This window comes from Acinetobacter sp. TR11 (assembly GCF_027105035.1).
Lineage (GTDB): Bacteria > Pseudomonadota > Gammaproteobacteria > Pseudomonadales > Moraxellaceae > Acinetobacter.
On record NZ_CP114259.1, the window covers coordinates 1 to 9,330 of the forward strand.

At 33.2% G+C, this 9,330-nt stretch carries 10 protein-coding genes; 6 read left to right on the plus strand and 4 right to left on the minus strand.

Annotation, left to right across the window (positions count from 1 at the left end; all coding sequences use genetic code 11):
* Positions 1-239 (plus strand): hypothetical protein (locus O1450_RS16365; RefSeq protein ID WP_269230494.1); only part of this gene is annotated, 239 nt, incomplete at its 5' end.
* 402 nt (positions 240-641) lie between these two features.
* Here the strand turns inward: O1450_RS16365 and O1450_RS16370 are convergent.
* Positions 642-1,181 (minus strand): plasmid replication DNA-binding protein, encoded by a 540-nt coding sequence (locus tag O1450_RS16370; protein WP_099746938.1) that lies wholly within the window; start codon positions 1,179-1,181, stop codon positions 642-644.
* Positions 1,182-1,265: 84 nt separating this feature from the next.
* Positions 1,266-2,183, minus strand: coding sequence for a replication initiation protein RepM (gene repM / locus O1450_RS16375; protein WP_032049727.1), 918 nt, complete (start codon positions 2,181-2,183; stop codon positions 1,266-1,268).
* Between the two features lie 1,194 nt (positions 2,184-3,377).
* On the opposite strand from repM, the gene O1450_RS16380 reads away from it, so the two are divergent.
* The 4 genes from O1450_RS16380 (at position 3,378) to O1450_RS16395 (ending at position 7,527) form a co-directional block, all read left to right on the plus strand.
* Complete coding sequence (locus tag O1450_RS16380) at positions 3,378-3,767, plus strand: hypothetical protein (protein ID WP_120403842.1); 390 nt, start codon at positions 3,378-3,380, stop codon at positions 3,765-3,767.
* Entirely contained in the window at positions 3,760-3,930 is a 171-nt protein-coding gene (locus tag O1450_RS16385) for a hypothetical protein (RefSeq protein WP_171407693.1), read from the plus strand. Before O1450_RS16380 ends, O1450_RS16385 begins: the two co-directional genes overlap by 8 nt.
* Before the next feature lie 117 nt (positions 3,931-4,047).
* Complete coding sequence (locus O1450_RS16390; RefSeq protein ID WP_012268408.1) at positions 4,048-6,261, plus strand: DNA cytosine methyltransferase; 2,214 nt, start codon at positions 4,048-4,050, stop codon at positions 6,259-6,261.
* A gap of 9 nt (positions 6,262-6,270) precedes the next feature.
* On the plus strand, positions 6,271-7,527 hold the full coding sequence (locus O1450_RS16395) for a hypothetical protein (protein ID WP_012268407.1): 1,257 nt from the start codon (positions 6,271-6,273) through the stop codon (positions 7,525-7,527).
* Positions 7,528-7,595: 68 nt separating this feature from the next.
* Here the strand turns inward: O1450_RS16395 and O1450_RS16400 are convergent, their stop codons facing one another.
* Both O1450_RS16400 and O1450_RS16405 read right to left on the minus strand, forming a co-directional pair.
* Positions 7,596-7,910: a BrnA antitoxin family protein gene (locus O1450_RS16400; protein ID WP_120403538.1), complete on the minus strand. Its 315-nt coding sequence runs from the start codon at positions 7,908-7,910 to the stop codon at positions 7,596-7,598.
* On the minus strand, positions 7,897-8,184 hold the full coding sequence (locus O1450_RS16405) for a BrnT family toxin (RefSeq protein ID WP_004884492.1): 288 nt from the start codon (positions 8,182-8,184) through the stop codon (positions 7,897-7,899). Before O1450_RS16405 ends, O1450_RS16400 begins: the two co-directional genes overlap by 14 nt.
* 330 nt (positions 8,185-8,514) lie before the next feature.
* Between O1450_RS16405 and O1450_RS16410 the strand changes: the two genes are divergently transcribed.
* The gene (locus O1450_RS16410) at positions 8,515-9,171 is read left to right on the plus strand and encodes a hypothetical protein (RefSeq protein ID WP_060875705.1); all 657 of its coding nucleotides are present in this window, start codon (positions 8,515-8,517) and stop codon (positions 9,169-9,171) included.
* Positions 9,172-9,330: the final 159 nt, after the last annotated feature.

The following is a 9,330-nucleotide window of genomic DNA, read 5'->3' on the forward strand; positions in this document are numbered from 1 at the left end:
AATATACACATATGGAATATTGGGAGAGAATCAAAGCAGATATCTCTGAATTACGGTATATGGAATATGATGAAGTTCCAAGGGGAAGAGTTATTTTTGATATCAACAAAAATAAATTGATTATTTATCTAGATAAGAAATTATTAAGTAAAGGTAAGGTGTCAAAAATTTGTGATTTTTTTGATGCTGAATATGATGTGAATACAGTATTACGCTTAGATCCTCATTATAGAACTTAACAGAAAACTAAATTTGGATTAGAAAGATTTTCTAAAATTAACATAATACACCTTATACGAAATGTGTTATAATTTTCCTTAGAAATCAATGCTTTAGTTTCTAGTTTCTAGTTTCTAGTTTCTAGTTTCTAGTTTCTAGTTTCTAGTTTCTAGTTTCTAGTTTCTAGTTTCTAGTTTCTAGTTTCTAGTTTCTAGTTTCTAGTTTCTAGTTTCTAGTTTCTAGTTTCTAGTTTCTAGTTTCTAGTTTCTAGTTTCTAGTTTCTAGTTTCTAGTTTCTAGTTTCTAGTTTCTAGTTTATAGCCCATCTTCCCCAAGGTGGGCTTTTTTTATGATTTTTCACGTTCCACGCCTATTCTTTGATCAATGTGTCAGAACTTTGATTAGCATGCCTAAACAAGTCTCTTAGCCATTCGGCAAGAAAAACCGGCTTAACCAACCTCTTTTCGGCTGCTCCAGTTCAACCTGCTCCGGTACTGGAATGCGCTTATTTTCTGTTTCGACCGGAGTAGTCAATCCGTCATCTTTCTGGCCTGGTTCTAGTCTAGGATTCTCTGTCATCTCAGAATGAACAGGAGGAGCAACTTTGTGCTCTTCTACCTCTGTTTTTGGTTGTTCAAGCTGACCTTTAAACTCAATTCTATGAGTCAAATCTTCTATGTGTTGCATCAAAGCCTTTTCTCTATGATTGGCTAAGTCCAATTGATTTTTGAGTAGAGAAATTTGATCTTTCAATACATTTTCAATTTCAGATTGAACACGTACTTGTACATCCTTTTGAACGTGTTCAGTACGTGTATTGGACTGAACACCGATAGGGTTACCATAGACCCTGATAAGTTCAGATAAATCTATAAGACCATCATGATCCCTTGATAATTCACCATTTTTTATAGCTTCATATATTGTTGTTCGTGATTTTTTAAAAGCTTTACTTGCGTCCATGACGCTGAATTTTGTTGTGTTCAATGTAATCCCTCAGTGCATGTACAAGGATGTTTAGATGAACATCCTACCTGAACATGAAGTTTATTTTGTACTAAATCCTACTTTTTTAAGATGTGGCAAAAGCTCTTCAAACTTCTCTTTATCTTTTAGCATTTCAGCAATTCGAACTGCAAATTGTGGGTAGCTTTCTGTACCTTGAGAATATTTATTCATGTCTGGAAGTTCAGAAAGTTTATTAGCAAAAAGGTGACGTTGTGCATCGGTCATTTTTGAGAAAAGTTCAAGTGAAGTTGAACTTTTAGAGGTGATCACTTTCTTTTGCTTAAATGTGAAAGAGAATCCTGAAATGTTACGGCCTTTTTTATGTTGCTCACATTTAACGTTAATGTCTGTGTGCTCATTAACTTGGGCAATAGCTAGATTTAACACTCGATCCTTGAAGTTTCCCATTCTAGTGTATTCATCATCGAGAACACCTATCTTCTGCCTGAACTCTGCTAGTTCAATAACAGGTGTTTGGCCAGTACTACGCCAAGCAATCAATAATTCGTATAAACGTACAGCGTAAGCACTACTAAGATCGCTAATCTGCTGTAGCTCATATTTTGTGAATTGTTCTTCTAAACGTGTAATAAGAGGCACGATTGCAGGTGCAAATATTAATTTTACTGTTGCTTCATCATCAATGTATCTAATTTCACTGACCCAGCGGCTTAGGACATTCTCAATATTTCCTCTTTTATTTACTTCTTGATAGCTAAATTGGCGTGCGAATAAGTCTTTACACGCATCTTTGAGAGCTTGATAAGCTGTTTGTCGTGCAACATTAAACTGGTTTACATAACTCTCTGCATGAACCTCTAATGGGTCATTTGCATTGATACCTCTGCCACTACCTCTTGCCTCGACAATGGCCAATAGGATTAAACGTTGTTCTACTAAGTCCAAATTATAGCTAGCATTTATTAGAGCATTATCTTTAACAACTAAATCCCGCATCTTATTTATCTACATTATTATTTATGAATATAAGTCTATATTAATAACTATGTAGATTTATGCAAGGTAAACGTAGTTAAATCTACAAAAAATATTATAAAGACTTATGGTAGGTAAACGTAGTCATATTGGTAGGTAAACGTAGTCATATTGGTAGGTAAACGTAGTCATATTGGTAGGTAAACGTAGTCATATAAGCTCTACAGGCCTTTAAAATAAAGGTGTTCAGCTAGTCTAAAAGCATTTAAAAACTTTAAAATTATTAAAAGCCCTGGCAAAGAAAAATTGCCCTTGGTTTTCGCTACGCTCAAACTCTGTTGAATCTCGCTTTCGCTCGATTCGTGGGGCAATTTTTTAGATCATCCTGTTGTGACTTTTAGAAAAAGCAAAAGCAACTCGGAATTCGCTTCGCTCATAAAGCTTTTTTACTCGCTACGCTCGATCTAGGCCCAATTTTCTGCATGTGATTTACGCTTATTTAGGCTTCACAGCCTAAAAAGCTGTTTTTCAAAGAGTCTAGGTGCGAATTTTGTTGCTTCGCTCGTAGACACTCGCTCTATTCATCCCGATTAGAACAAAAATAGCCTCTATTTAGCCCTCATTTGCGTTTTTTGACCTGATTACTCATTTCAATAGTAGATTCTATGTTTTAAGTAAAAATGTGGCTGAAATCGCATGTAATAGCGTTTTAACGTGGGTTTTATTTTTGATCTGTAGGCTAGAGTTCCCGTTTATAGATTTTTCCCTTAGAAACACAATAGCCAGGATCTCTTTTGGTCAAGCACTATCTTTACTGTCAGTTAAGTCAATTAAATGGATTGGGAGCCGGTACATACCGGCAATTTTTGGTTCACACACCACGCATCTAAAGATAAAGGCTCTAAAGCCTTATGCTATAAGGGATACAGCGGTTTTTCATCTGCCTGGAAAGCGTTTACGCTTTTAGCATGATTTTTGTTATCTTTCATAGACTTAGCTGTAAACACTTTTTATTGCGAATAAAGTGCAATATTTACTTACAAAACAATAAGATAGATTGTAATCACCTTTGTTTACGCTTTTATGTGAATTTCTCTTTTTATATTAGCTATTTAACCTGTAATCATTAAAACTTAACACAGTGTTTACTTATATTTGATAGTTACTTTTTAGAAATTAGGTGCTTAGATTGAAAACAAATGATAGGAGTTTTTCATGAACAGTACTCGAACGGTTGCCGTCAGATTAGACAATCAAGTCGCACAAGAATATGAGCGTTTGGCTCAATTGAAGGGCGATAAACTCGGAACTTATTTACGGGATCTGCTGACCAGTAATTTACAGATGGCCAGCATTGAGAGACAAGTCAGTCGGATTGAAACACTGGTGAATGATTTTGAAAAAGATATTAATCGATCATTGGATCAATTTACTCAGGCTAATTCTTTGAATGAAAATTTATTAGGAGATTTGGGGGAAATATACATGTTTCAAATAGGCATTCTTATGAAGCTACAAACAGAGAAATATGAGATTCGAGGAATGCAGGCTAAAGGAAAAAGTCATGCCAAGGCTAGCTATCTGAAAGGAAAAAATCATGAGTAATATTATTCAACTTTCTAAACCATGTGCTTTCTGTGATTCAAGGGAAAACGTACAGCTTTTTGCAGGGCTGATGCTTTGCGAAAATTGTCAGAACAATATCCAGATTACCAATCCTGGTATGTTTGAGGCCAAGGATCAGATTGAACAAAAAGCCCAGGATTAACCTGGGCTGCGTATAAGAGACGACTTAACTTGTCGTCTTTTTACTCAGCCAAACTATATACCCCAATTTATAATTGACTAATATAGTAGTATAGCCGTTCCATAAATTTGTACTTTGATGTTTGATACTTTAATGGCTCTTAATTTTATTTCCTTATTTACAGGTGCTGGTGGGTTAGACATAGGCTTTAAAGAAGCTGGACATAACTGTTTGTTAGCATCGGATATCATGAAAGAAGCTGAATTAACGTATTCTTATAATTATCCATCTGTACCATTTTTTAGAGAAGATATTCGACAAATTCCTTTGGATAAATTTAAAAAAGTTATTGGTGATAAAGAAGTTGATGTAATTATTGGTGGACCACCGTGCCAAGGTTTTTCAAACATGGGCAATAAGAACTCATCTGATCCACGTAACTATTTGTTTGAAAATTATGTATCTTTAGTGAATACGTTTAAGCCTAAATGTTTTTTATTTGAAAATGTTAAAGGTCTTTTAACAATGTTTGAAGGGCGGTTTTTTGAAAACATTGTTAATTCATTTTTATCAATAGGTTATAGTATTTCATATACCCTTATTGACTCATCTTTATATGGTGTTCCTCAAAAAAGAGAACGTGTGTTTTTAATGGGAACACGTCTTCAACATAAAAAATTCAATTTTCCAAAACCTGATGTAAAGCCATATGGTTTTTTGAAATCTTTTAAAAATGTTGGTGATGCAATTAATGATTTAGCAAATTTTGAGAATGAAGAATTTCCAAATCATATTATTTTAAATCATAGTGATATTGTTAAACGTCGTTATGAGTTAATTCCTGAAGGCGGTAAATTACCGAAACCTGAAGATCTCCCCGAAGATATTAGACGTAAAAACTTTGGCAATACTTATACAAGATTAGATAGAAAAACTATTTCATCGACAATTGTTCCTGGGAATAATGCATTGCCAGTACATCCATATCTAGCTAGAAGCTTAACACCTAGAGAAGCTGCACGTATTCAAACCTTTCCTGATAATTTCATCTTTAAAGGGGACCGCCGATCACAATGTATTCTTGTTGGTAATGCTGTTCCACCGTTATTAGCAGCTAAACTAGCTGATTCTATTGAGAAGTTTATTAGTGATGTTGATTACGAAAGTATTGATACAAATCATATATTTATTGGTGAAAAATTTAAATTAACTAAGACTAAAAATAGTAAAAATTCAGGACGTGTATCCCTTAGATTTGCTGATCTATTCAGTGGAGTTGGAGGATTTACTGAAGGTTTAAAAAGTGCTGGTTTAGATTGCATATTAGGTGCAGATTTTGATCGTTATGCTGTTGAAGCATATCGGAAGAACCACACTGATCATGAATGTCTTGAAGCAGATTTAAGTGATGAAGAAATCCAACATAATATCGCTATGCGCTTAAAAGAACAGAAGGTTGATCTTGTTGTTGGTGGACCACCATGCCAGGGTTTTTCTATCTTTGGAAAAAGACGTTTTGTTAATACAAAGAATCATCAAATTAGTGAAGATAAAAGAAATAATTTAGTTTTTGCATTTGCAAATATTGTTATTAAATCAGAAGCTAAATGGTTCATTATGGAAAATGTTCCAGGTATTTTATCTGCTCAAAATGGAGAATATGTAAAAGCAATTCAAGAGTTTTTTGCAGAGAATGGATACAGAACAGAATGTAAGGTAATAAATGCTGCTGATTATGGTGTTCCTCAATTAAGAAAGAGATTTTTATTAATTGGAACTAAAACAGATTTAGTTATCCCATTTCCAAAGCCAAAATATTTCTCAACACCTGATTCATGGCAATTACCATATAGAACTGTTGGGGAAGTTATCACAGATCTGATGGACCCCTCATCTTACGATTTACTTTCGCACCATGTTCCAGCTAAACATGCTCCTACTATTGTCGAAAGATACTCTTATATAGAAGAAGGGAAAAAGTTAGATATTGAGCGACTACCTGAGCATTTAAAAACAGGGACTAAAACAGGTAAGCCTATTGCAAACTTTAGTCATGTTTACAAAAGATTAGATCGAAAGAAACCATCTTCAACGATTGTTCCAGGACATAATGCTTTTCCTGTTCATCCTGTCTTGAATAGAACCTTGACAGTAAGAGAAGCTGCACGTATTCAAACCTTCCCTGATCATTATCAGTTTGTTGGACCTATTATTAATCAATGCTTACAGGTGGGAAATGCTTTTCCCTGTCTAGTTGCTCAAATTTTTGGTGAACGTTTAAGAACAGTCATTAATAATGAATGGAAAGAAGAAAATACAACGCATCTAGCGAAATATTCTATGCTTGAATAGGTTTTTATTATGTCAATGAATCATCATATGCTGGCTAAAACTACTACTGATGCAGTATTAGCCAATTTTAAAAGTGGAGCATGGGGATGCTTAGAAGAAAACATTGGTCCAAGTTTATATAGAGTTGGTTGTGATAGTGTTTTTCCATCACCTGATGCATCTTTTTATGATCCTAATACAAAGAAGCAAATTAATTTTGAATTCAAGCCTGATACTGAAACTAAAAGAGGAATTCTCACAGGCTTAGGCCAAACTATTGCTTATCTAAAAAAGTCACATGCTTCTTTTCTAGTTATTCCAGAATATATTGAAGATTTTGCAATAGCTAATTATATGGAGTCTATCTTCAATGATGTTATTGACAATAAATTAGCGGTAGGGCTAATTGCTTTTCATAATAAAGATCCAAAGCAAGTAAAGATTCTAAGAAATGTAAGTGTATCTAATGCATTAGCTCAAACGTCTGACATGGTAAATAGTCGATTTTGGGCAAAGCATCAGGACCTACCAATACCTTTATTTCATTTAATACTTCACTGTTTTTATCTTAAAAAAATTAAAATTATTAATGTAGATGCTTATGAATATTGTTGGGACAATTACATTGCTCCACCTAGTATATTAACAACTTTTCTACCCCAACCTATTTTTGATATACAAGGTAATTCGATAAAAACATTAGGTGGAAAAAAAGATATTTTATTTTTTGAAAAAAATTTAGCAAAGATAAGAACGTTGACGGGATCTGATAAGTTAGATGCTATAACGAAACTCCATAAAGATATGGACAAAAAGTTTGTTGGCGATAATTATTTTAATTCAATCAAAAAAAACTTTATTACATTTTGCAAGCATGTGAAGGTTATTGATTCTAATTATGAATTGACAGAACTAGGCTTGAAAATATACCACTTAGGAGTGGTGAATGGACCTAATAGTAGGTTATTTAAAGACTATTTTTTGAACTTAATTCTTTTACATGGTAAACATCTAGACTTAATTTTTGATTTAGATAAGCTAAGTAGTAATCCTATAAAATATAATCTTTCATTTGAAAAATTGAAATTAGAATTAGAAAGTGATTATGAGCTGAAAGGTATGATAAAAAGAAATACAAATAGGCAAGCTCGCAGTTCTAGCACAGTAAGTTTCCTGAAATATGAAACAATATTGTGGAAAGCGTTAGATATTTTTACGATGGAGGGGAATCGACCTATTTTTAATTGGAAGAAAATCGTAGAAGTATGTTCATTGCCAGAGCTTTGATTAGTTATCCTACAATTAACATAATACACCTTATACGAATTCAAAAATGGGAGCCTAAGCTCCCATTTTTATTGATGATTTTTTAATTCTTTGAGCATAGCATCCCGTAAGATTTCATTCATACGTGTTTGATAACCTTTTCCCTGTGCTTTGAACCAAGCAAGCACATCAGCATCTAACCGAATTGAAGTTTGTTGCTTTACTGGACGATAGAATTGATTGTGGCGTACAGCATTACTCCAGTCGGTAATTTCAGGTATATCTGAGAGATCTAGCTGATCGTCAGCAACCGTTCCCTTAGCAAGCAAGCGTTGAATTTCAGCATCTTGCTTGTCGCTGAATTTTTCATTCAGTTCTTTGCGTGAGTATCTAACCATGCTCATATCTATCTCGCTCCGCCTTAGTTACTTGTCTTGCACTAATGATTCGTATGATTTCACAGTCATCTTCATCAAAGATGGTGTGAGCTACTAAGAGCATTAGTACGCCTTTTACTTTTCCAATGGTTTGCCAACGTTCTTCACCATCGGTATGTCTGTCTTGGATTGAGATCCTTAATGGATCATCAAAAACAAGGCTTGCTGTTTCGAAAGAGACATCGTGCTTTTTCTGATTCTTTCGATTCTTTGCCTCATCCCATTCGAAATACTGTTCCATAAAAAACATTCAAATTTGTATATACAATAATGTATCACAAAATTGTATCACTCAAGCTGAAAAGCGTAATTTTTAGTCAGATTTATTGGCAAGAAGTATCAAAACCGCTCATAAAAAAGCCGACTTGTTTCAAAATCGGCTTTTTGAGCATTTTTGGATTTTTAAGGTTTTATTAAGTATCTGATATTTAAATTAATATACAAGTGTATTGCGTATAATCGCCATTATGTTAAATAAAATATAAACTTTATTTTAACTTTAAATTTTAAAGTTGTTGACTTTGTTTTGTAAATCTATTAAATTGTTTTTAACTTTTAAAAGGTGATAATCATGAGTCTCATAAAAAAACTTCACAATAAACAAGCTACGGAAACAAAAATGATTTCAACATCAATAAAAATTCCTCAAGTTATGGATGAAATAATTTCAGACTTAGCTGTATTTTTTGATTCAACTAAGCAAGAAGTAATTCTTGATCTATTATCTGATGCAATAGATAACTATAAAGCTGAAGAAAAAAAGCTTTTGGAACAACAAGAAAATGAGATTGATGAGGATGAAAATAGCTCTATAACTAATCAAGAAAATATTGCTATTAATCATAATTATTTTCTTTTAAATACTTGTAAACGGTATTCAATAGATGATCATTATTTCATGATTAATAATGGATATGCGGCTGCATTTGATGATGGATATAAACAACAAATAGAACGAATTAAAAAAGGAGATGTTGTATTTTTATATGCTAACGGAAAAGGGATTTCAGGCTACGGTATAGCATCAGGTCAAACCATAAAAATTGAGCATGATGGTGTACCAGAAAATTGCTACTATCAAGTGCTAGAGGACTATCAACTACTAGATACGCCTTTAAAAGCAAAAGATATTCGAGACATTTGTAGTAGAACTCCAGTATTTTTAAAGACACTGTCTAAAATTAATAAAAAAGATGGTCAGATTATTTACAATAACTTGAATAATTAATTATATAAAACAGCCAATTAGAACTAATTGGCTGTTTTAATTTAGGGGTAGGATCAAAAATGAAGATAGGTATTTTTTGGTTTTATAGCGATAGAATTATAGGCATTGCTCATGAATTTAATTCTAATGAAAAGGATTCTATTGGGTTAATTGATAGTA